The organism is Phenylobacterium sp. (assembly GCF_030651185.1).
In the GTDB taxonomy this organism is placed as follows: Bacteria; Pseudomonadota; Alphaproteobacteria; order Caulobacterales; family Caulobacteraceae; genus Phenylobacterium.
Genome location: NZ_JAUSCJ010000006.1, coordinates 182,672 through 203,023 on the forward strand (window position 1 = coordinate 182,672; position 20,352 = coordinate 203,023).

Here is a 20,352-nt window from a genome sequence, read left to right on the forward strand (position 1 = left end):
CCTTTAGCACAGATTGGCGGCCTTTGCCGAACTAACCCATTACCAAGGCGTTAAGCCCTGTGGGACGGATACCTCAGGGAGAGACTTGATGCGCAGATTGATCACTATCGGGTTGGCCGCCGTCTCGGTGGCCGCCGCCGCCGGCGTCGGCGCGGCGTCCGCCCAGCCTTACGGCTACGGACAGTACAATGACCGCGACCGCGACGGCGTCAGCGATCGATACGATCGCGACCGTGACGGTGACGGCATCCGCAATCGCAACGACCGGGACCGCGACAACGACGGCATCCGCAATCGCAACGACCGCTATGACAACCGCTATGGCCGCTGGGACCACCGGTGGGGCCGCCAGCCGGCTCCGCCGCCGCGCCACTGGCGTCATACCAACAGCTGGTACGGGCATGTCCGCGCCTGCCAGATTCGCTACCGCAGCTACAACCCGGCCCGGGATATGTACTTCACGGGTCGCGTCTGGACCCGCTGCCGGCTCTAGGCTGATCTGACCCGCCGCAACATCAGGTCCCGCTCATCGCTGAGCGGGACCTTTTTTACGTTAGTGCACCTTGGCCTTGCCGATCTGCAGGCCCTCGTCCGTGGCGCCCACCTCGATCACCGAGCCGTCCTGGAAGTCGCCGGCCAGGAGCTTCTTGGCGATGGGGTCGATCAGTTCCTTCTGGATCACCCGCTTCAGCGGCCGGGCGCCGTAGACCGGGTCATAGCCGCGTTCGGCGATCCAATGGCTGGCGGCGGCGTCCAGGGTGATGGACATCCGGCGGGCGGCCAGCAGTTTCTCGACCCGCTGCATCTGGATGCCGACGATGTTGTCCATCTCCGAGCGGCCCAGCCGCTTGAAGAGGATGATCTCGTCGATCCGGTTCAGGAACTCGGGCCGGAAGTGGCGGCGCACGACGTCCATGACCATGGGGCGGACCTCGTCGACATCCTCGCCATCCGCCTGCCCGGCCAGGAACTCCGAACCGAGGTTGGAGGTCATGATCAGGATGGTGTTGCGGAAGTCGACCGTGCGACCCTGACCATCGGTCAGGCGGCCGTCGTCAAACACCTGCAGCAGGATGTTGAAGACGTCGGGGTGGGCCTTCTCCACCTCGTCGAACAGCACGACCTGATAGGGCCTGCGGCGCACCGCTTCGGTGAGCGCCCCGCCCTCGTCGTAGCCGACATAGCCGGGGGGCGCGCCGATCATGCGGCTGACCGAGTGCTTCTCCATGTACTCGCTCATGTCCATCCGGGTGATGGCGGCCTCGTCGTCGAACATGAATTCGGCGAGCGCCTTGGTGAGCTCGGTCTTGCCGACGCCCGTGGGGCCGAGGAACAGGAAGGAGCCGATGGGCCGCGCCGGATCCTGCAGGCCGGCGCGGGCGCGTCGGACAGCGTCGGAGACGGCCACCAGGGCCTCCTCCTGGCCCACCACGCGGTTGCGCAGGCTGTCTTCCATCTTCAGCAGCTTCTCGCGCTCGCCCTCCAGCATCCGCTCGACGGGAATGCCGGTCCAGCGGCTGACCACGGCGGCGATCTGTTCGGCGTCGACGACCTCGGGACTGACGGCGTCGGTGGGCTCCTGAGCCTCTTCCTCGGCCAGGCGGCGCTCAAGGCCGGGGATTTCGCCATAGGCGATCTCCGAGGCGCGCTGCAGGTCGCCGCGGCGCTGGGCGGCTACCAGTTCGGCCCGCAGGCGGTCGACGGCCTCGCGGAGCTGGGCAGACTGGCCGACCTTCTCCTTCTCGGCGCGCCACTTGGCTGTCATTTCCTCGGACTCGGCCTCGAGCTCGCCGAGTTCCTCCTCGAGCTTTTCGAGGCGGTGCTTGGAGGCGGCGTCGGTCTCCTTGGTCAGGGCCTCGCGTTCGATCTTCAGCTGCACGACGCGGCGGTCGATCTCGTCCAGTTCCTCGGGCTTGCTGTCGACCGCCATGCGCACGCGGCTGCCGGCCTCGTCGATCAGGTCGATGGCCTTGTCGGGCAGGAAGCGGTCGGTGATGTAGCGGTGGGACAGGGTGGCGGCGGCGACGATGGCGCTGTCGGAGATCCGCACCCCGTGGTGCAGCTCGTACTTCTCCTTCAGGCCGCGCAGGATGGAGACCGTGTCCTCCACCGTTGGCTCGTCCACGAAGACGGGCTGGAAGCGCCTAGCCAGCGCCGGGTCCTTCTCCACGTGCTTGCGGTACTCATCGAGCGTGGTGGCGCCAACGCAGTGCAGTTCGCCCCGCGCCAGGGCGGGCTTGAGCAGGTTGGAGGCGTCCATCGCCCCGTCGCTCTTGCCCGCGCCCACCAGGGTGTGCATCTCGTCGATGAACAGGATGATCGAGCCCTCGGCGGCGATCACCTCGTTGAGCACCGCCTTCAGGCGCTCCTCGAACTCGCCGCGGTATTTCGCCCCGGCGATCAGGGCGCCCATGTCGAGGGACAGAAGCTTCTTGTCCTTCAGGCCCTCGGGCACGTCGCCATTGATGATGCGCAGGGCCAGGCCCTCGACGATGGCGGTCTTGCCGACGCCGGGTTCGCCGATGAGGACGGGATTGTTCTTGGTGCGGCGCTGCAGGACCTGGATGGTGCGGCGGATCTCCTCGTCACGGCCGATGACGGGATCAAGCTTGCCGTCGCGGGCGGCCTGGGTCAGGTCGCGGGCGTAGCGCTTGAGCGCGTCATAGCCCTCCTCGGCCGAGGCGCTATCGGCGGTGCGGCCCTTGCGGACCGCCTTGGCGGCGTCCTCCAGGCCAGAGGCCGTGGCGCCGGCGGCCGACAGGGCCTTGCCCGCCTCGCCGCCTTCCTTGGCGATGGCGATCAGCAGCCGCTCGGTGGTGACGAAGGCGTCGCCCGCGCCCTTGGCGCCGGCCTCGGCCTCGTTGAAGACCCGCGCAGTCTCGGGGGCCATGTAGATCTGGCCCGACCCGCCCTCGACGCGGGGGCGTTTGGCGAGCAGGGCGTCGGTCGCCTGCTCCACCACATCAGGCCGGCCCCCGGCGCTCTCGATGAGGGCGCGGGAGAGGCCGTCCTTCTCCTCAAGCAGAACCTTGAGCAGGTGTTCGGGCGCGAGCTGCTGGTGGCCACGGGCCATGGCCAGGCTTTGAGCCGATTGGATCGCTTGCTTGGCGCGGTCGGAATAGAGGTCGATATTCATGAGGTCCCCTCGTAAGGCGGATTAGCGGGGCCGCCTTGATCAAGCGCAACCTCCACGGCCTCGATGTAGGTGTGGCCCTTTCGCCACACAAGCGTGTCAGCCAGAAAAGTCAGACGCGGGCGGCGAGCTGGGCTTTCAGCGCCGCGTTCTCGGCTTCCAGGTCGGTGACGCGCTGGCGCATGGGTCCCAGGACCGTCTCGATCTCCGGGCCGGTGAACCGGCGCGTGATGTGCTGGGGACAGTTCCAGTCGAAGGCCTCCAGCCTCAGGACGAAGCCGCGTTCGGGTCGCCCCTTGTAGCCAGGATCCACCAGCCGCGCGGCGAGGTCCGGATCGGCGGCCAGGTCGCGGGCCTCCATGTGGGCCAGGATCTTCAGGCGCGCCTGGTTCGGATAATCCATCAGGATCAGGGCTACCCGGTCGTCGGCGCCGATGTTGCCGAGGCTGATGTACTGGCGGTTGCCACGATAGTCGGCGAACCCCAGGGTGGTCTCGTCCAGCACCCGCAGGAAGCCCGGCGGCCCGCCGCGATGCTGCACATAGGGCCAGCCGCTCTGCGAGACGCTGGCCAGATAGAAGCTGTCGCGCGCGCCGATGAAGGCCGCCTCGTTGTCCGTGAACCGGTCGGAAGTCCGGCTCCCCTCGAACCGCTCCCAGATCTGACGCGCGCCGTTGGCCGCCTGGGCGGCCTGGACGCTGGGGGTCGCGAGCAGGTCGAGGTATTCGTAGGCCATGGCTGCGCTCCAGGTTCGCCCTGCAAGATAGGCGCTCCCTGGCGAGGCGCTACTGCCGCGCCATCTCCGCCTCGCCCAGCAGCTCGCCGTCCAGGTCCTGGTCGGCGTCCATGGTGACCACCACGCGCCGCAGCTTGCCGGTGAAGGTGAAGGGCGCGGCGTAGGGGGCGACGGGACTGCCCCGGTCACGACCGATATCCAGCCCCGACCAGGAGATGAAGGTGGCGAAGCCGATATGGGTCTTCACCTCGCCCACGACCTGACCGTCCACCGCCAGGGTGAAGGTGCGGCCGTCGGAGCCCTGGCGGCAGCGCAGGGCCAGCTTGTGCAGGCCGGGCGGGATGGGCCCCGCGGAACTGACCGTGGCCAGCGCCCCGCCGACGTTCAGGGTGTGATGCAGCCGGCCGTCCTGAACGTAGAAGCTGTAGCCACAGGTGGCGTCGCCGTGGGACAGCAGCACGCCTTCCGCCCCGCCGGGCGGAATGATCGCCTCGGCCTCGATGATGTAGGAGCGGCTGCGGACGTCCGGCGCCACGTCGGCGGGCAGATGGCCCATGCCGGGGTGGAAGACGAAGCGCTTGCGGGCGCCGTGATAGCGCAGGGCGTTCTCGGCGAAGCGGGGGCCGAAGCGGTCGTCCAGGGGCAGGACCCTGTAGGTTTCCGCCGCCTTCCACCACTCAGCCACCAGGGCGGCCAGCCTTTCAGGCTCGGCGGCGGCGAGGTCACGGGTCTCCGAGAAATCGGCGTCCAGATGGTAGAGCTCCCAGACATCGGTGTCGAAGGGCGTGCCCGGCGGATGGAAGGCGACCGCCTTCCATCCGTCCTTCCAGAGGCCGCGATGGCCGAACATCTCGAAGTGCTGGGACTTGCTCTTGCTGGGAACGGCGGGATCCTTCAGCGAGGCGGCGAAGCTGACCCCCTCCAGCGGCATTTGCGGCACGCCGGCGATCACCTGCGGCGGCTCCAGGCCCAGGATGTCCAGCAGGGTCGGCGTGAAGTCGCTGACGTGGGCGAACTGGGTGCGCAGTTCACCCCGCGCGGCCAGGCCATTCTTCCAGGAGATCACCAGGGGATCGCGGATGCCGCCGCCGTGGGTGTTCTGCTTGTAGCGGCGCAGGGGCGTGTTGGAGGCCATGGCCCAGCCCTGCGGGAAGTTGGAATGGCTGTCGGGGCCGCCGATGTCGTCCAGCCGGGCCAGCTTCTCGGCCATGGGCTCGAACTTCAGATTGTAGGGGCCCATGGCGTTGACCATGCCCAGCGGCCCGCCCTCCTGGCTGGCGCCATTGTCGGACATGACGACGATCAGGGTGTCGTCCTTGATGCCCGCCTCTTCCAGGAAGGCCACCAGCCGGGCGAGGTGGCGGTCAGCATGGTCGAGCATGCCGGCGAAGGCGCTCTGCAGCCGGGTGAAGACCCGCTTGTCGTCGGGCAGGCAGTCGTCCCAGGGGCGGATGCCGTCGTTGCGGTCCGGCATGATGGTGTCAGGCGGCACGATGCCCATCGCCTTCTGGCGCGCCAGGCGCTGTTCGCGCTCCACGTCCCAACCGTGTTCGAAGACCGGGTCGTACTGGCGGATGATATGCTGCGGCGCCTGGTGCGGGGCATGGCAGGCGGCGGGCGCCAGCCACAGCAGCCAGGGCTTGTCGGGCGCATCGGCCTGATGGTCGGCGATGAAGCGGATCGACTGGTCGATCAGGTCGGCGGTGAGGTGATAGCCCTCGGCATAGCTCGTGGGCTGTTCAATGGGGGTGTTGTCGCGCACCAGCTCGGGGGCGAACTGGTCGGTCTCGGCGTCCATGAAGCCGTAGAAGCGGTCGAAGCCGCGACCCAGCGGCCAGCCGTCGAAGGGGCCCGAGGGGCCGGTCTCTGTCAGCGGCGTGGCGTGCCATTTGCCCACCATGTAGGTCGAGTAGCCGTGGGGCTTGAGCATCTCCGGCAGGGTTCCGGCCTCGCGGGCGATCTTGCCGCGATAGCCCGGGAATCCGCTATCGAAGTTCGATAGGCAGCCCATCCCCACCGAATGGTGGTTGCGCCCGGTCAGCAGGGCCGCCCGCGTGGTGGAGCACATGGCCGTGGTGTGGAAGCCGGTATAGCGCAGGCCGTCGGCCGCCAGGGCGTCGATGGTGGGCGTCTTGATCGGCGAGCCGTAGCAGCCGAAGTCGGAGAACCCGACATCGTCAAACAGCACCACCAGGATGTTGGGGGCGCCCTTGGGCGGGGTCGGGCCGGGCGGCCAATAGGGCGTTGAATCCGCCAGGGTCGCCCCGATCTTCGCCGCCATCGCGTCCTCCCGAAACTATTGGCAGAAGAAATGCCACTTTTTCGGGAAGACGGGAAGAGGGCTTCCGGCCGCCTACTTCTGGTTCGCGTAGAGCTTGACCACCGCGTGCAGGAAGTCGCGGCCCTCATAGAGGGAACGCACGCGGATACGCTCGTTCAGGCCGTGGGTCCCGCCGCCGTCGGGGTCACCGAACATGCCCGAGAGGCCGTAGCTGGGGATGCCCGCGGCGTTGGTGAAGCGGCTGTCTGTGGCGCCGGTGGACATGGCGGGCACCAGGGGCACGCCTGGCCACATCGACTTGGAGACCTGCTCGATCGGGGCGAGGATGGCCTTGGTCAGCGGCGGCGGCGGCGAGACCGGGCTGGGGACCCCCACCATCGAGACGGCGATCTTGTCGTCGGCGAACACCTTCACCAGCTGGGCCTTCACCGACTCCAGGCTCTCGCCGGGCAGGATGCGGCAGTTCACATTGGCCTGCGCCCGCTGCGGCAGGGCGTTCGGAGCATGACCGGCATTGACCATGGTGGCCACGCAGGTGGTGCGCATCATGGAGTTGCGGCTGGCGTCCTTGATCACCTCGGCCACGGCCGCGGCGTTGGTGGGGTCCTTGGCCACCGCGGCCATGGCCGCGCCCGAGGCGCCGCCCTCGATCACCGCCATCTTCTCGAAGTGGTTCCGGGTCGCCTCGTTCAGCTTGATGGGGAAGTCATAGGCCGCCAGCCGGTCGATGGCGGCGGCCAGGTGATAGATCGCGTTGTCCTTGGACGGCCGCGAGGAGTGGCCGCCGGGGTTGGTCTTGACCAGGGTGAAGTCCTGGTAGACCTTCTCGCCGGCCTGGATGCCCAGGAACTGGCGCTCGCCCTTCTCGTTCAGCCGCCCGCCGGCCCCCTCGTTCAGCGCGAACTCCGCTTCCATCAGCGGACGATGGTTCTTCAGCAGCCACTCGACCCCGTCGAAGGTGTCGGAGGTCTCCTCGCCGCAGGTCAGGACCAGGCGCAGGCCGCGGCGGGGTTTGAAGCCCTCGGTCTTGTAGCGGACCATGCTGTCGGTGAAGACCGAGGCCATGGCCTTATCGTCGCTGGCGCCTCGGGCGTAGAAGTAGCCACCCTCCTCGATCAGGGTGAAGGGGTCACGCACCCAGTCGGCGCGGTTGGCCTCCACGACATCGAGGTGGGCCAGCAGCATGATGGGTTTGGCCTTGGCGTCGGTCCCGGCCAGGGTGGCCACGAGATTGCCGTCCTTGGGACGCTCGGCGGGGACCAGGACCTGGACGTCCTTGTCGGCGTAGCCGGCCGCCTTCAGGCGCGCGCCCATCTTCTCGGCGGCGGCGGTGCAGCTGCCCACCGACAGCGTGGTGTTGGTCTCCACCAGCTCCTTGTAGAGCGCCCGGAAGGCGGCCTGGTCCGGCCGCGCCTGGGCCTGGGCGGCGGAGGCCGAAAGGGCTGCGACGCCGATGGCGGCGAGGAGGACGGTGCGGATCATGTGAAGGCCCCAGGCAACTGTTGGGAGGGACCGTATCAGGGGGGCGTCAGGGGGCAAGACGCGTGAGAGACAACGCTGCTGCGGCCTTCCGATTGCCTGCACAGCGGCAAAAAACGATGGGCTGCGGTCTAACGCTCCTCTTGATCAGACTTCGCTCTGGTCCACGGGTGTGACTTCCCCTTCCGCGACGCATGCCAGCCAAGTGGGAGATCACCGATCTCGTTGAGCGAACTGTCCATCGAGACGACCTGTCCCAGACTTACGAGCATCGCTTCGTTGGGGCTCCACGCCCCTGCGCCTCGATTGAGAAACTGCCAGCCGCCGTCGCTCTCCTCGCGGGCGACGTAGTCGATCGCGTGTTCGCCGCTCATGATCTTTCGTGTCGTGATCGTCGCGGCATTTGGCGGATCAGGGAACGGCCAAGCTTGGCTAGGCATCTTGAACTCCAGTTCTAGTTCAGCGACGCCTTCTTCACCGGCGCCGGCGGTAACGGGGCGATGTTGACGCCCTCCTCGGCCAGGTCGCGGACCTCGGCCAGGGAGGCCTCGCCATAGATGCCGCGCTCTTCGGACTTGCCGGCGTGGATGGCGCGGGCCTCGGCGGCGAAGTCCTCGCCGACATAGTCGAAGTTGTCTTCCACGTGCTGCCGGACCTGCTCCATCGCGGCCATCATCACCTCGCGGGCGGCCGGGGTCATGTCGGGGGCGGTGCGCTTCGTACCCGCCACCATGGGGGCCATGATCTGCTTGGTGACGGCGGTCGAGCCGCAGGTCGGGCAGCCGATCTGGCCGGCCTCCGACTGGCTCTCGTAGTCCTCCGAAGACCCGAACCAGCCCTCGAACTCATGGGCATGGTCGCAGGCCAGGGCGTAGCGGATCATGCGAGGGCCGCTGGCGCTGCGAAGGCCCGCGCATTGGCGAGCGCCGGGATCGCGGCGCGGGCCTTGGCGACGGCGGCCAGGTCGAGGTCCACCACCAGGACGCCGGGTTCGTCGTGGTCGAGCTGGCCGATGATCTCGCCCCAGGGCGCGATGGCGATCGTGTGGCCCCAGGTGCCGCGGCGGTCTTCATGGAAGCCGCCCTGGGCCGGGGCCAGGACGAAGCTGCCGGTCTCGATGGCCCGGGCGCGCAGCAGGATCTCCCAGTGCGCCTCGCCAGTCGGACGCGTGAACGCGGCGGGGACCAGCATCACCTGGGCGCCGGCGAGCGCGAGGGCCCGATATACCGCCGGGAAGCGCATGTCGTAGCAGATGGTCAGGCCCAGCGGCGTCTGGCCGGCGAGCGCCGTGACCGCCCGGTCGCCGGGCTCATAGGTCTCGCTCTCGCGGGCGGTCTCGCCGGTGGGCAGGTCGACGTCGAACATGTGCAGCTTGTCGTAGGTGGCGGTGATCTCACCGGCCGGCGAGATGAGCGCGGCGCGGTTGGCGGCCTTGCCGTCCTCGCGCAGCACCAGGGCCGAGCCGATCAGCAGCCAGACGCCGAGTTCCTTGGCGAGCGCCTGCATGCCGAGAACAACGGGGTCCTCCGCCAGCAGCCTGAGCTGCGGCAGGAGCGCGGCCTTGTCCTTCTGCAGGATGTTGCTGCCCTCGGGCGTGGCGATGAAGGTCGCGCCCTTCGCGGCCGCCTCGCGCACCAGAGGGATCAGGTGTTCAAGCGCCGCCGCTTGGCTAGCAGGGGTCCGGGTCTGGATCAGTCCGACGCGCAAGGTCATGGGTCTTCCTAGAAGCCCGTCAGCCCAGGCTTGGCAAGGCTCAAGCCGCCAGCAGGGGGTCCAGCTTGCCGTCCCGCTCCAGGGCCATCATGTCGTCGCAGCCGCCGATGTGATCGTCGCCGATGAAGATCTGCGGGAACGTGGCGCGGCCGCCCGAGCGCTGCATCATTTCCTGGCGCTTCTCCGGATCGAAGGCGGCATCGATCTCGGTGAACGCGACGCCCTTCTTCTCCAGCAGGGAGACCGCGCGGACGCAGTAGGGGCAGAACGGCTTGGTGTAGATGGTGACTTGGGTCATGTCTCAACTAACGCCGAAAGAGGTTGAAGGATCTCATATGGGGGTGTTCGCGGTTTCTTTCACCCTCGCCACCACCGCCACGTCGACGCAGGCGGCCCCGGCCTTGAGCAGGGCGCGCGCGCAGCCTTCGAGGGTCGCCCCGGTGGTCATGACGTCATCAATCAGCAGGATTCGCCGGCCCGCCACCTGTTTCGCGCCGGACGCGGGTACGGCGAAGGCCGCCGCCACATTGCGGCGGCGCCCAGAGCCCGACTTGCCGCCCTGCGTCTGCGTGGCGCGCACACGGGTCAGTGCATCGGGCAGATAGACCACGCCGGAGAGCCGGCTGAGCGGCCGGGCGATCTCGGCGGCCTGGTTGTAGCGGCGGCCCAGCAGGCGGGTCGGGTGCAGGGGGACCGGCGCGATGGCGTGGGCGTCGGCCAGCAGGTCGCGGGCCGAGCGGCTGATCCAGCGGGCGAACAGCGGGGCCAGGTCTGTGCGGTCGGCGTGCTTAAGCTGCAGGATCGGTCCGCGCGAGGCGTCGTCATAGAGGCAGGCGGCCCGGGCGCGGTCGAAGGCGCGGGGTTTGGCCATGCAGGCGGCGCAGCGTACCCCCGCCCCCATCGAGTATTCGAAGGGCGTCCCGCAGCCGTCGCAGACCGGGTCGTCGAGGAAGCTGATCTGGCTCCAGCCCTCGGCGGTAAGGCCGATGGCCAGGGGCCGGGGCCCGTCATCCAGGGACTGGGGCGGGAACATCAGGTCCAAAGCGGCCCGCGCGGCCGATTTCATGCGCGGCCCTGGTTTCCACCAGGCCTCCGACAGGCCATCTTGCAGGCTCATGTCCGCCCCGCCCCTGCTCTTCGACCGCGCCCAGCTGCGCGCCCGCCTGACCCGCGCCGCGCCCGGCTACGGAAACGCCGACTTCCTCAAGCGCCGCGCGGCGGAGGACGCCGTGGTGCGCCTGGAGGCGATCCTGCGGGAGTTTCCGCGCGCCGTCGACCTCGGGGCCCGCAATGGGGCCTTCCGGACCGCCCTGGCGGAGAGCGACGCCGCGGGCCGCGTGGGCCTGCTGGTGGAGGCCGACCTGGCGCCCGCCATGCTGGCCGGCCGCGACGGGCCCCGGATCGTCGCCGACGAGGAGCGGCTGCCCTTCGCCTTCGGGTCCCTGGACCTGGTGGTCTCGACGCTGGCCCTGCACTGGACCAATGACGTGGTGGGCGCCCTGATCCAGATCCGCCGGGCCTTGAAGCCGGACGGCCTGTTCATCGGCTCGATGTTCGGCGGCGCGACCCTGACCGAGTTGCGGGCCAGCCTGCTGTCGGCGGAGATCGAGCTGACCGGGGGCGCGGCCAGCCGCATCTCGCCCTTCGCCGACGCCTACGATGCCGCAGGACTCCTCCAGAGATCGGGGTTCGCCCTGCCGGTCGTCGATGTGGACCGGGTGACCGTGCGCTATTCGCACCCCATCAAGCTGCTGGCCGATCTGCGGGCCATGGGCGAGACCAGCGTCCTGGCCGATCGCCACCCCCGAGCCCTGACCAAGACCCTGCTGGCGCGGGCCATGGAGATCTATGTCGAACGGTTCGCCGAACCGGACGGCCGGGCGCCCGCCACCTTTGAGATCCTCACCCTGACCGGCTGGACCCCCGACGCCAGCCAGCAGCAGCCCCTGAAGCCCGGCAGCGCCAAGATGCGGCTGGCTGACGCCCTGGGCGTCGTCGAGCAGCCGCTGCCGAGAGGCGAGGACTGAACTTCAGGCGCCGCATGAAGTTGTTCCAGCGACCCCGAAATTGGTTCGGTTGCCTAACGACTTTCAGGCCGCAATCGCCTCTTCAGCTTCCGGGGCCCAGGCGAAGTCCGGGTAGAAGCGGGCCATCATCCGGCGCGTGTAACAGACCAGGCGCGGAAAGCGCTCGGCGCGGCGGCGCAGGGGCGAGTCGAAGAACGGCGTCAGCATGCCGGCCAGGGTCGCGAAGGCGAAGGCGTCCACGCTGGTGGGCTCGTCTCCCATGAGAAAGGCCTTGTCGCCGAGCAAGGCGTCCAGGGCCATCAGGGAGCGGGCGGCGAGCGCCAGGATCTCGTGCTCGGAGTGACGGCCGACGCCGACCGCGCGGATATTGGCCGAGACCGCCTCCAGCAGTTGGGCCTTCAACACCGGACGGGCGGTTTCGGGCGCCCCGTCGAACCAGTGGGCCGGACCCTTGTCGAAGTTCTCCGGCAGCAGGAAGCGGAAGTAGCCGGAAGTCCAGGCCAGGTGGTTCTCGCACATCCGCTCGATGGCCCAGGCCTGGGCGCGCTCCACCGTCGTCAGGCCGGCGTCCAGATCCACACCATAACGCGCCTCGATGTGGCCGCGGATGAAGGTGGAGTCGGCGATCTTCTCGCTGGCGTCCTCGATGTAGGGCAGCTGCCCCTTGGGCGAGTCCTCGCGCCAGCCCTGGACCTTCACATAGGGCAGTCCCGCCATCTGCAGCTGGATCTCGGTCTTGGTCACATAGGGGCTGACGTCCGGCAGGCCGAAGCCTTCGCCGCAGGCATAGAGGGTGATCAGCTTGGTCATGGCGTTTCTCCGGTTGCGTTGATCCCGGTTCTATTGCCATCCTGCTGACAACGTGGTGGCGGCAGTGGTGGAGCTTGTAGTCTGAATGAGACGCGCCGACCGCCTGTTCCAGATCATCCAGATCCTGCGCCGCTCACGGCGGCCGGTGACCGCCGATGCGCTCGCCCAGGAGTTGGAGACCTCCAAGCGCACGGTCTATCGCGACGTCGCCGACCTGATGGCCCAGCGGGTGCCGGTTCGGGGCGAGGCGGGCATCGGCTATGTGCTGGACCAGGGCTACGACCTGCCGCCCCTGATGCTGACCCCCGACGAGATCGAGGCCGCGGTGCTGGGGGCGCAATGGGTGGCCAGCCGCGGCGACCCGGCCCTGGCCATGGCCGCCCAGGACCTGATCGCCAAGATCAGCGCCGCCATCCCCGAACGCCTACGGCCCTATATCGACGCGCCAAGTTTGGGGGCGGCCAGGTCCTGGAAGCTGCAGCCCGACGCCATCGACATGGCCCAGGTCCGCGCCCAGATTCACGCCGGCCGCAAGATCGCCATCCACTACAAGGACGAGCAGGGCCGCGACAGCGAACGCACCATCTGGCCGGTGACCATCGGCTATCATGACACCGTCCGGATGCTGATGGCCTGGTGCGAGTTGCGCCAGGACTTCCGCTCCTTCCGCGCCGACCGGGTGACGGGGGCCGAGTTCCTGGAGGATCGCTACCCCGAACGCCCCGCCGTGCTGCGCGCCAAGTGGCGGCGCGCGATGGACGAGCAGCGGGATGAGATCATCAAGATGAAGACGCGCGAGGCGACGGCGGAGAAGGGCTGACGTCTCCGCTCCCGCTTGCGGGCGCAGGGTTTCGGTTCTCGTCCAGCTCCACCACCACATCGGCCCGTCCCGGCATCTCGGCCAGGATGTGGCGGCTCAGGCGCTCGTAGTGGGCGATGAAGTCGGCCACCTGGGCGTCGGTCATGGCGCGCCGGAGGTCGCCGCCCTCGCGGGCCAGGCGGGCGCGCAGCTTGGCCTCCTGCTCCTGGCGCCAGGCCAGCACCACCTCGAAGCTGGGCGCCTTGAGCAGGACCAGCAGGTCGATGCGGGCGAACAGGTCCTGATACGGCCCGGCCAGGGCGGCGTTGACGAAGGTCCGCCAGCGGCCGTCGGGGTCGCGCTCGTGTTCCAGGGCGTTGATCGGCGCTGAGACGTCGGCCTGCGGGACTGCCCCGACACACCAGCCTTCGAAGAGGATGACGTCCACCGGGCCGGTCACCGCAACGCCCTGGGGTTTGCGGTCGTCGGCGGCCTTGTCGAAGGCCGGCAGCAGGGTCGCTCCGGGGTGGGCCAGGCTCTCGAGAACCGCCAGGCCGAGGGCCACATCGTGGGTTCCGGGAACGCCGCGCGTCGCCAGCAGCGGATGGACGTCGCGACCCAGCGCCTGGCGCGCGGCGTGGCTGAGATAGAGGTCATCCAGGGACAGCGCGGCCACCTTCAGGCCCGCGCCTTCCAGCAGGTGGCGGAGCACGGCGGTCAGGGTGGACTTGCCGCTGGCCTGGCTGCCGCAGATGCCCACCACCAAGCCCGGCTTGCGGGGTTCGGCGACGAGGCGGGCGGCCAAGGGGCCGCAGATCGCCAGGGCGGTGGCGGCGAAGTCGGGCGGCAGGCCCTCGGCGGCGATGAAGTCGGATAGCCAGGCGTCCATGGGACCAGCCTAGCCTAGATGGCGGCCTCGATGGCAGTGGCGGCCTTGTTCATCAGATCGAACAACACGGTCTGGAAGGCGCCGATGGCCGCCACCACGGCCATGCCCAGCACCCCGGCCAGCACGGCGTACTCCACCATGGTCGCCCCGCGCTCATCGCGCAGGAAGCGGGTCAGATAAGATCGCGCAGCCAGGCCACCAGCGGCGCATCGGCCGGCGGCATCGGATAGTCGCCGAGCTTTGAGGGTTTCACCCATGCGAGCGCCGCGTGCTCCCTGGCCGTGATCACGCCGTCCCACCGACGGCACAGGTAGAGTGGCATCAGGAGGTGAAAGCTTTCGTAAGCATGGCTGGCGAAGACGAAGGGGGCCAGGCAGGCCTGGGTGACGCCGATGCCCAGCTCCTCCTCCAGCTCGCGGATCAGGCACGCCTCCGGGGTCTCGCCGGGCTCGACCTTGCCGCCCGGAAACTCCCAGAGACCCGCGAGTTGCTTGCCCTCCGGACGCTGGGCGATCAGCACGCGGCCATCGGTGTCGATCAGGGCGGCGGCGGCGACAAGCAGCATGGGTTTGGGATCGGCCATGGCGCCTGCATCGCGGGCCTGAGCGAGAAATGCAACAGCGCGGGCGAATGACGCCAGGTGACGGTGGCGCCCTGCGCTGGTGCGGGTAGTCTGTCGCCAAGGCCCCTTGAGAGGCCCGGGAGACGCCGGTGATCGACCTCTACTATGCCGCCACGCCCAACGGCTGGAAGATCAGCATCATGCTGGAGGAGTGCGGCCTGCCGTACACCGTCCACCCGGTGAACCTGGGGCGCGGCGAGCAGTTCGCGCCGGACTTCCTGAAGCTCAGCCCCAACAACCGTATCCCGGCCATCGTCGACCAGGATCCGGAGGGCGGCGGGGCGGCGATACCGATCTTCGAGACCGGCGCGATCCTGGTCTATCTGGCGGAGAAGACCGGCCGCTTCCTGCCCGCCGATGTGCGGGGGCGGTCGGCCGTGATGCAGTGGCTGATGTGGCAGGTGGGGGGTCTGGGCCCCATGCTGGGCCAGAACGGCCACTTCAAGCTCTATGCCCCGGAGAAGATCGCCTACGCCATCGACCGCTATGAGCGCGAGGCCGCCCGGCTGTACGGCGTGCTGGACGGCCAGCTGGGCCGGACCGGCGCCTATGTGGCCGGCGACGACTATTCCATCGCCGACATGGCCTGTTTCCCCTGGCTGATCACCCACAAGGCCCAGGGCTTCACCCTGGACGACTATCCCAACATCAAGCGCTGGTTCGCCACCGTGCGGGCGCGGCCCGGCGTGGTGGCGGGGACCGGCGTCGGGCGCATGGCGCGGCCGGGCGAGATGGACGCGCAGACCAAGCAGAACCTCTTCGGGATCGCCGCAACATGATCGAGTGCTTCTTCGACTGCTCCAGCCCCTGGACCTATCTGGCCTTCCACAACCTGCAGCCGCTGGCCGCCGATCTGGGGGTCGAGATCGAGTGGCGGCCGATCCTGGTGGGGGGCATCTTCAACACCGTGAACCCCTCGGTCTATGAGCAGCGCGCGACGCCGGTGCCGGCCAAGGCCCGCTACATGAAGAAGGACCTGGAGGACTGGGCGCGGCACTCCGGGATCGAGATCACCTTCCCGCCCAAGGTGTTCCCGGTGAACAGCGTCAAGGCCATGCGCGGCTGCATCTGGCTGGCGCCGCAGGGCAAGCTCGTCGCCTTCGCCGACGCGGTGTTCAAGGCCTATTGGAGCGACAACCGCGACATCTCGCAGGACGAGGTGCTGACGGAGATCTGCCAGGGCGTCGGGGTCGATCCCGCCGCCTTCCTGGCCGGGATCGCCGAGCCGGCGGTGAAGGATCAGCTGCGGCTCAACACCGAGGAGGTGGTCGCCCGGGGCGGGTTCGGCTCGCCGACAATCTTCGTGAACCGCACCGACATGTACTTTGGCAACGACCGCCTGCCCCTGATCGCGGACGCGGTCGCGGCCCTCAAGGAACGCAAAGCATGAGCCGCGAGACCATCCTCGAGCCCGACCTGCCGATCGTCGATCCGCACCATCACCTGTGGGACCGGCCCGCGGCGCTGATGGCCGCCCTGCCGCCCCCCAAGCACGGGTTCGAGCACGTGACGCGGCGCGTGCCGCGCTACCTGTTCCCCGAACTGCTGGCCGACATGACCAGCGGCCATAACGTCAAGGCCACGGTCTACATGGAGTGCGGGTCGATGTACCGGCGCTCGGCCGACCCGGCCATGCGCCCCGTCGGCGAGACCGAGTTCGTGAATGGCGTGGCGGCCATGTCGGCCAGCGGCGTCTATGGCGATATCCTGGCCTGCGCCGGCATCGTCGGCCATGCGGACTGCAATCTTGGCGGGGGCGTGCGCGACGTGCTGGAGGCCCATATCGGCGCCGGCGGCGGACGCTTCCGCGGCATCCGCCAGAGCGCCTCGTCCGATCCCGACAAGGACGTGCTCGGCCCCCTGGCCCGGCAGGAGGGCGGCCTCTACCTGTCGGCCAAGTTCCGCGAAGGGTTCGCGCAACTGGCGCCGCTGGGCCTCTCCTTCGACGCCTGGATGCTGGAGCCGCAGCTGCCCGACCTGATCGACCTGGCCAAGGCCTTCCCCGAGACCCAGATCATCCTCGACCACGTCGGCACCCCGCTGGGCATCGCCAGCTATGCCGGCAAGCGGGACGAGCGCTTCCCGATCTGGAAGGCGAATATCCTGAAGCTGGCGGAACTGCCCAATGTGGCGGTGAAGCTGGGGGGCCTGGCCATGGTGTTCCCGGGCTTCTCCTCCTTCATGGCCTTCCCGCCGGCCTCGTCGGAAGCGCTGGCGGCGGAGTGGAGGCCCTATATCGAGACCTGCATCGAGGCCTTCGGGCCCCAGCGCGGCATGTTCGAGAGCAACTTCCCGGTCGACATCGGCAGCTGCGACTACGACGTGCTGTGGAACGCCTTCAAGGTCCTGACCAAGGGCGCCTCGGCGGCGGAGAAGACCGCGCTCTATTCCGGCACGGCCACCACCCTCTACCGTCTCGACCTGTGAAAGAGCTTCTGTTCCAGGGCACGACGCGGACCTGGGTTCATCCCGAGACCGTGTCGGTCGGCCGCCTGCCGGCCCGCGCCAGCTTCACGCCCTACGAGGACCCGCAGAGCGCCCTGGCGCGCGGCCCCTCCCCCTTGGTCCGCTCGCTGAACGGCGACTGGACCTTCGCCCTGGTGGACCGGCCAGAGGCGATCCCGGCTGACTTCGCCCGCGCCAGCTTCGACGACGGGGGCTGGAGCCGGCTGCCCGTGCCGTCCAACTGGACGATGCATGGCCACGACAGGCCGCACTACACCAACGTCCAGATGCCCTTCGCGCTGGCCGCGCCCAATGTGCCCGACGAGAACCCCACGGGCCTCTACCGCACCCGGTTCGAGGTCCCCGCCGACTGGGATGGGCGGCGCATCGTGCTGCGGATCGGGGCCGCGGAGAGCGTGCTCTATGTCTGGGTCAATGGCCTGGCGGTCGGCATGGGCAAAGACAGCCGCCTGCCGCAGGACTTCGACATCACCGGTCTGGTCACGGCGGGCGAGGAGAACCTGCTGGCCTGCGCCGTCGTGAAGTGGTCGGACGCCTCCTATATCGAAGACCAGGACCAGTGGTGGATGGGGGGCATCCACCGCGACGTGGAGCTGATCGCGACCGCCCCCACCCACATCGCCGACGTCTTCGCCCGCGCCGGGCTGGAGGACGACTACGCCACCGGCGCCCTGGCCGTGACCGTCAAGCTGGGGTTTCCAGGCGAGCCGGACAACGGCTGGGAGGTCGAGGCGCAGCTCTATGACGGCAACGTGCCGGTGCTCGACAAGCCGCTGCGCAAGAAGGTCTGGTCGGCGGTGGCGGGGCATAATCCCTATCGGCCGGCCCTGGGCCAGGTGACCCTGGAGAGCGCTGTCCCCGCGCCGCGCCTGTGGTCGTCCGAGGCGCCGAACCTCTACACCCTGGTGGTCACCCTGCATCGGGGCGACGGGCCGGCGGTAGAGGCCACCAGTGTCCGCCTCGGCTTCCGCCGCGTGGAACTGGGCGACCGCGAGCTGATGATCAACGGCAAGCCCGTGATGATCGCCGGCATGAACCGCCACGAGCATCATCCCACGCGGGGCAAGGCGATCACGCGCGAGGACATGCTGGCCGACGTACGGCTGATGAAGGCGTTCAACGTCAACGCGGTGCGCACCAGCCACTATCCGAACCACGAGGCCTGGTACGACCTCTGCGACGAGTACGGCCTCTATCTGGTGGACGAGGCCGATATCGAGAGCCACGACTTCCTGCACGGCCTCTGCCGCGATCCCCGCTATGCCAGCCAGTTCCTGGAACGGGGCCTGCGGATGGTGGAGCGGGACAAGAACCACGCCAGCATCATCCTCTGGTCCCTGGGCAACGAGAGCGGCTACGGCCCCAACCACGACGCCATGGCCGGCTGGATCCGCCAGTACGACCCCTCCCGGCCGCTGCACTATGAGGGGGCGATCTGGGGCTGGGACCCAAGCGCCGCCTTGCAGCACATCGCGGCCCTGGGCGGCTTCAAGGCCGGAGGCGCGCCCGGCGCCCTGGCCAGCGACATCGTCTGCCCGATGTATCCCCCCATCGAGAACATCGTGGCCTGGGCCAAGGCCGATGACCCGGCCGACCGGCGGCCGATGATCCTGTGCGAATATTCCCACGCCATGGGCAATTCCAACGGCAGCCTGTCGGACTATTGGGAGGCCTTCGAGACCCACCGTGGTCTGCAGGGCGGCTTCATCTGGGAGTGGGCGGACCACGGCATCCTGAAGCAAACTCCGGACGGCCGCCCGTTCATGGCCTACGGCGGCGACTTCGGCGACACGCCCAACGACCTGAACTTCTGCTGCGACGGCATCATCGGCGCCGACCGCGTTCCGCACCCAGCGCTGTGGGAGTTCAAGACCCTGGCCCAGCCGGTGGGCGTGGTCTGGGACGGCGAGCGGCTGGCGATCACCAACAAGCGCGACTTCACGACGCTCGAGGATCTGACGGGCGCCTGGAGCCTGGAGGTGGATGGGCGGCCGGTGGCGCAGGGCGCCCTGCCTTCGCTGGCGACGGGGCCGGGGGCGACGGAGACGCTCGCGCTCGACCTGCCGGAACCGGAAATCCAGCCGGGCCAGGAAGCCTTCCTGATGGTGCGGTTCGGTCTCGCCAAGGCGACAAGCTGGGCGCCCGCGGGGCACGAGGTGGCCTGGACGCAGCTTCCGGTGAGCCTGGCCGTCGCCGAGGTCGCGCCGGCCGAGCGACTGACCGGAACCCTGGTGTTGGCGCAGACCGACGACACGGTCCGGGTCAGTGGAGAGGGGTTCGAGCTGGTGTTCTCCAAGGCGCTGGGAGCCCTGGAACGCTATGTCTGGCGCAACCTGCCGCTGATGCTTGAGGGGCCCCGGCTGCAGGTGTGGCGCGGGGCCACCGACAACGACGGGATCAAGGGCTGGAGCAACCAGGACGCCAAGCCCCTTGGCCAATGGCTGGCGGCGGGACTTGATGGGCTCTCGCCCGGCGCGCCGAGGCTGGAGGTGGAGGAAGCCGCCGGCAGCATCGTCGTCACCGTGCGACAGGCGTGGGCCTGCGCGCTCACGCCCGAGGCGGTCGTGCATCGGCATGTCTACCAGATCACCCCGGATGGCCGCATCGCGGTGAGCCATCGCTTCGAGGTCGCCGCCGAACTTCCCGACCTGCCACGCCTGGGCGTGACCATGGCCCTGCCCGACGGCTTCGAGCAGGTGGCCTGGTTCGGGCGCGGGCCGGGCGACACCTATGTCGACCGAAAGGCCGCCGGCTGGATCGGACGGTTCGAAGGCACGGTGACCGACCAGTACGTGCCCTATGTCCTGCCTCAGGAGCACGGAAACCGCACCGATCTGCGCTGGCTGGCGGTGGCGGGAGCCGAAGCCGGGCTGGTGTTCGTGGGCGCCTGTGAGGGCTCAGCCAGTCACTTCACGCCCGCCGACCTGTTCGCCGCCACCCACACCACCGACCTGACGCCGCGCGCCGAGACCTGGGTCAACCTGGATGTTCGCCAGCGGGGGCTGGGCACGGCGAGTTGCGGGCCCGACACCCTCGACCGCTACAGGATCGGCGCGGGCGTCCACGTCCTGAACTACGAGATGCGGCCCTTCGCGGCGGGGGACGACCCGGGGGTGGTGGCGCGGAGCTAGTCTTCTCCTGTCCCGCTTGCGGGAGAGGTTAGGTTGAGGTCGCCCGGCGCCGCACCTGCGAAGGAGCTGAGCCGTATTTGGTTGACTTCCAGGGTTCCAGCGCGCATATGAGCCCCGCGCTGCAGCAATTCGCGGCGCTATGGCGCTCCAGCCGCGTGATGGGATTTACGAAGGTCCCAGCCTGTCGAGCGCCGAAAGAGATCGCATAGATCGCCCCGCCACGCGGGGGCTTTCCACAAATGACCCCGCGCTCCGCGACCCTGGCC

General features: G+C 68.9%; 20 protein-coding genes. 7 read left to right on the top strand and 13 right to left on the bottom strand.

Annotation, left to right across the window (positions count from 1 at the left end; translation table 11 throughout):
- Nucleotides 1-88: 88 nt before the first annotated feature.
- A complete protein-coding gene (locus Q7J39_RS02225) occupies nt 89-493 on the top strand; it encodes a BA14K family protein (RefSeq protein WP_304819963.1) in 405 nt (134 codons plus the stop codon).
- 60 nt (nt 494-553) lie between these two features.
- Here Q7J39_RS02225 and clpB read toward each other — a convergent pair whose 3' ends face one another.
- The 9 genes from clpB to Q7J39_RS02270 form a co-directional block, all read right to left on the bottom strand.
- Nucleotides 554-3,136 carry an ATP-dependent chaperone ClpB gene (gene clpB / locus Q7J39_RS02230; protein ID WP_304819965.1) on the bottom strand — a complete coding sequence of 861 codons (2,583 nt, stop codon included), beginning with the start codon at nt 3,134-3,136 and terminating at the stop codon, nt 554-556.
- A gap of 109 nt (nt 3,137-3,245) precedes the next feature.
- Nucleotides 3,246-3,869, bottom strand: coding sequence for a pyridoxamine 5'-phosphate oxidase family protein (locus Q7J39_RS02235; protein ID WP_304819967.1), 624 nt, complete (start codon nt 3,867-3,869; stop codon nt 3,246-3,248).
- A 49-nt stretch (nt 3,870-3,918) separates the two neighbouring features.
- The gene (locus Q7J39_RS02240; protein WP_304819969.1) at nt 3,919-6,150 is read right to left on the bottom strand and encodes an arylsulfatase; all 2,232 of its coding nucleotides are present in this window, start codon (nt 6,148-6,150) and stop codon (nt 3,919-3,921) included.
- 72 nt (nt 6,151-6,222) lie between these two features.
- On the bottom strand, nt 6,223-7,632 hold the full coding sequence (locus Q7J39_RS02245; protein WP_304819971.1) for a M20/M25/M40 family metallo-hydrolase: 1,410 nt from the start codon (nt 7,630-7,632) through the stop codon (nt 6,223-6,225).
- Nucleotides 7,633-7,760: 128 nt separating this feature from the next.
- Entirely contained in the window at nt 7,761-8,003 is a 243-nt protein-coding gene (locus Q7J39_RS02250) for a hypothetical protein (RefSeq protein WP_304819973.1), read from the bottom strand.
- Between the two features lie 80 nt (nt 8,004-8,083).
- The gene (locus Q7J39_RS02255) at nt 8,084-8,512 is read right to left on the bottom strand and encodes a DUF1178 family protein (protein ID WP_304819975.1); all 429 of its coding nucleotides are present in this window, start codon (nt 8,510-8,512) and stop codon (nt 8,084-8,086) included.
- Complete coding sequence (locus Q7J39_RS02260) at nt 8,509-9,342, bottom strand: carbon-nitrogen hydrolase family protein (protein WP_304819977.1); 834 nt, start codon at nt 9,340-9,342, stop codon at nt 8,509-8,511. The genes Q7J39_RS02255 and Q7J39_RS02260 overlap by 4 nt, the downstream gene beginning before the upstream one ends.
- A 40-nt stretch (nt 9,343-9,382) precedes the next feature.
- On the bottom strand, nt 9,383-9,640 hold the full coding sequence (grxC, locus tag Q7J39_RS02265) for a glutaredoxin 3 (RefSeq protein WP_304819980.1): 258 nt from the start codon (nt 9,638-9,640) through the stop codon (nt 9,383-9,385).
- A gap of 33 nt (nt 9,641-9,673) precedes the next feature.
- Complete coding sequence (locus Q7J39_RS02270; protein ID WP_370689978.1) at nt 9,674-10,459, bottom strand: ComF family protein; 786 nt, start codon at nt 10,457-10,459, stop codon at nt 9,674-9,676.
- Here Q7J39_RS02270 and Q7J39_RS02275 point away from each other — a divergent pair.
- Nucleotides 10,458-11,369 (top strand): methyltransferase domain-containing protein, encoded by a 912-nt coding sequence (locus Q7J39_RS02275; protein WP_304819982.1) that lies wholly within the window; start codon nt 10,458-10,460, stop codon nt 11,367-11,369. The genes Q7J39_RS02270 and Q7J39_RS02275 overlap by 2 nt on opposite strands.
- 63 nt (nt 11,370-11,432) lie before the next feature.
- Here Q7J39_RS02275 and Q7J39_RS02280 read toward each other — a convergent pair whose 3' ends face one another.
- Nucleotides 11,433-12,179 carry a glutathione S-transferase family protein gene (locus tag Q7J39_RS02280; RefSeq protein ID WP_304819984.1) on the bottom strand — a complete coding sequence of 249 codons (747 nt, stop codon included), beginning with the start codon at nt 12,177-12,179 and terminating at the stop codon, nt 11,433-11,435.
- Nucleotides 12,180-12,264: 85 nt separating this feature from the next.
- Here Q7J39_RS02280 and Q7J39_RS02285 point away from each other — a divergent pair, with 85 nt between their 5' ends.
- Nucleotides 12,265-12,999: a YafY family protein gene (locus Q7J39_RS02285; protein ID WP_304819986.1), complete on the top strand. Its 735-nt coding sequence runs from the start codon at nt 12,265-12,267 to the stop codon at nt 12,997-12,999.
- Here Q7J39_RS02285 and Q7J39_RS02290 read toward each other — a convergent pair.
- Genes Q7J39_RS02290 through mutT form a run of 3 tightly spaced genes read right to left on the bottom strand, consistent with a single transcriptional unit; the run spans nt 12,959 to nt 14,450 of the window.
- On the bottom strand, nt 12,959-13,867 hold the full coding sequence (locus tag Q7J39_RS02290) for a kinase (protein WP_304819988.1): 909 nt from the start codon (nt 13,865-13,867) through the stop codon (nt 12,959-12,961). The two genes, Q7J39_RS02285 and Q7J39_RS02290, sit on opposite strands and share 41 nt — an antisense overlap.
- 14 nt (nt 13,868-13,881) lie before the next feature.
- Complete coding sequence (locus Q7J39_RS02295) at nt 13,882-14,124, bottom strand: Flp family type IVb pilin (protein ID WP_304819990.1); 243 nt, start codon at nt 14,122-14,124, stop codon at nt 13,882-13,884.
- A complete protein-coding gene (gene mutT, locus Q7J39_RS02300) occupies nt 14,040-14,450 on the bottom strand; it encodes an 8-oxo-dGTP diphosphatase MutT (RefSeq protein WP_304819992.1) in 411 nt (136 codons plus the stop codon). Before mutT ends, Q7J39_RS02295 begins: the two co-directional genes overlap by 85 nt.
- Before the next feature lie 128 nt (nt 14,451-14,578).
- Here mutT and Q7J39_RS02305 point away from each other — a divergent pair, with 128 nt between their 5' ends.
- From Q7J39_RS02305 to Q7J39_RS02320, 4 genes are read left to right on the top strand one after another with little or no spacing between them, the layout of a single operon-like run.
- Nucleotides 14,579-15,268 (top strand): glutathione binding-like protein, encoded by a 690-nt coding sequence (locus Q7J39_RS02305; protein WP_304819994.1) that lies wholly within the window; start codon nt 14,579-14,581, stop codon nt 15,266-15,268.
- Nucleotides 15,265-15,879: a 2-hydroxychromene-2-carboxylate isomerase gene (locus Q7J39_RS02310; RefSeq protein ID WP_304819996.1), complete on the top strand. Its 615-nt coding sequence runs from the start codon at nt 15,265-15,267 to the stop codon at nt 15,877-15,879. Before Q7J39_RS02305 ends, Q7J39_RS02310 begins: the two co-directional genes overlap by 4 nt.
- Nucleotides 15,876-16,916, top strand: coding sequence for an amidohydrolase (locus Q7J39_RS02315; RefSeq protein WP_304819998.1), 1,041 nt, complete (start codon nt 15,876-15,878; stop codon nt 16,914-16,916). Before Q7J39_RS02310 ends, Q7J39_RS02315 begins: the two co-directional genes overlap by 4 nt.
- Entirely contained in the window at nt 16,913-20,086 is a 3,174-nt protein-coding gene (locus tag Q7J39_RS02320; RefSeq protein ID WP_304820000.1) for a glycoside hydrolase family 2 TIM barrel-domain containing protein, read from the top strand. The genes Q7J39_RS02315 and Q7J39_RS02320 overlap by 4 nt, the downstream gene beginning before the upstream one ends.
- Nucleotides 20,087-20,352 lie beyond the last annotated feature (266 nt).

What these genes read in the sequence shown, in the direction of transcription:
- Q7J39_RS02225 (WP_304819963.1), top strand. Translation starts at nt 89, where the DNA reads ATGCGCAGATTGATCACTATCGGGTTGGCCGCCGTCTCGGTGGCCGCC.
- clpB (WP_304819965.1), bottom strand. Translation starts at nt 3,136, where the DNA reads ATGAATATCGACCTCTATTCCGACCGCGCCAAGCAAGCGATCCAATCG.
- Q7J39_RS02235 (WP_304819967.1), bottom strand. Translation starts at nt 3,869, where the DNA reads ATGGCCTACGAATACCTCGACCTGCTCGCGACCCCCAGCGTCCAGGCC.
- Q7J39_RS02240 (WP_304819969.1), bottom strand. Translation starts at nt 6,150, where the DNA reads ATGGCGGCGAAGATCGGGGCGACCCTGGCGGATTCAACGCCCTATTGG.
- Q7J39_RS02245 (WP_304819971.1), bottom strand. Translation starts at nt 7,632, where the DNA reads ATGATCCGCACCGTCCTCCTCGCCGCCATCGGCGTCGCAGCCCTTTCG.
- Q7J39_RS02250 (WP_304819973.1), bottom strand. Translation starts at nt 8,003, where the DNA reads ATGAGCGGCGAACACGCGATCGACTACGTCGCCCGCGAGGAGAGCGAC.
- Q7J39_RS02255 (WP_304819975.1), bottom strand. Translation starts at nt 8,512, where the DNA reads ATGATCCGCTACGCCCTGGCCTGCGACCATGCCCATGAGTTCGAGGGC.
- Q7J39_RS02260 (WP_304819977.1), bottom strand. Translation starts at nt 9,342, where the DNA reads ATGACCTTGCGCGTCGGACTGATCCAGACCCGGACCCCTGCTAGCCAA.
- grxC (WP_304819980.1), bottom strand. Translation starts at nt 9,640, where the DNA reads ATGACCCAAGTCACCATCTACACCAAGCCGTTCTGCCCCTACTGCGTC.
- Q7J39_RS02275 (WP_304819982.1), top strand. Translation starts at nt 10,458, where the DNA reads ATGTCCGCCCCGCCCCTGCTCTTCGACCGCGCCCAGCTGCGCGCCCGC.
- Q7J39_RS02270 (WP_370689978.1), bottom strand. Translation starts at nt 10,459, where the DNA reads ATGAGCCTGCAAGATGGCCTGTCGGAGGCCTGGTGGAAACCAGGGCCG.
- Q7J39_RS02280 (WP_304819984.1), bottom strand. Translation starts at nt 12,179, where the DNA reads ATGACCAAGCTGATCACCCTCTATGCCTGCGGCGAAGGCTTCGGCCTG.
- Q7J39_RS02285 (WP_304819986.1), top strand. Translation starts at nt 12,265, where the DNA reads ATGAGACGCGCCGACCGCCTGTTCCAGATCATCCAGATCCTGCGCCGC.
- Q7J39_RS02290 (WP_304819988.1), bottom strand. Translation starts at nt 13,867, where the DNA reads ATGGACGCCTGGCTATCCGACTTCATCGCCGCCGAGGGCCTGCCGCCC.
- Q7J39_RS02295 (WP_304819990.1), bottom strand. Translation starts at nt 14,124, where the DNA reads ATGGGTGAAACCCTCAAAGCTCGGCGACTATCCGATGCCGCCGGCCGA.
- mutT (WP_304819992.1), bottom strand. Translation starts at nt 14,450, where the DNA reads ATGGCCGATCCCAAACCCATGCTGCTTGTCGCCGCCGCCGCCCTGATC.
- Q7J39_RS02310 (WP_304819996.1), top strand. Translation starts at nt 15,265, where the DNA reads ATGATCGAGTGCTTCTTCGACTGCTCCAGCCCCTGGACCTATCTGGCC.
- Q7J39_RS02315 (WP_304819998.1), top strand. Translation starts at nt 15,876, where the DNA reads ATGAGCCGCGAGACCATCCTCGAGCCCGACCTGCCGATCGTCGATCCG.